The organism is Pseudomonas sp. 2822-15 (assembly GCF_002742515.1).
Taxonomy (GTDB): Bacteria; Pseudomonadota; Gammaproteobacteria; order Pseudomonadales; family Pseudomonadaceae; genus Aquipseudomonas; species Aquipseudomonas salomonii.
Window position 1 is genome coordinate 1 of record NZ_LJRY01000240.1, and the last position, 346, is coordinate 346.

1 pseudogene is annotated in these 346 nt (G+C 30.9%); it reads right to left on the reverse strand.

Going from position 1 to position 346, the window contains the following annotated elements:
• Positions 1 to 81: 81 nt before the first annotated feature.
• A pseudogene (locus tag AOA59_RS32470) lies at positions 82 to 346 on the reverse strand (BMP family ABC transporter substrate-binding protein); the annotation flags it as partial.

Sequence of the window (346 nt, forward strand, 5' to 3'; positions counted from 1 at the left end):
ATGTATCAAGTGTCATGTACTATCATGAAGACAAAAAATAAAAAATGCAAATGATAAAATAAATCATCTGCATTTTACATACTATTTAACTTCCTCATGCGGTAACTTCCCTGTTATTACATATGATTCAATTGCCTCTTCTATCCATGCTCTTTTATCTTCAGGGACATCTATACTATATGTACCTAATGAAATTACCTCATCAGCAAAATCAAAAGAGATATTTCCAGTTTTTAACTTCCCTTGTTTATATTCCATTACTACTAATTCATACAGCTTTTCCACATGCTGAACTGTACTAGTTAAAATAGTTTGTTCACCTAAGTCATGTTGATCCCCAACATAT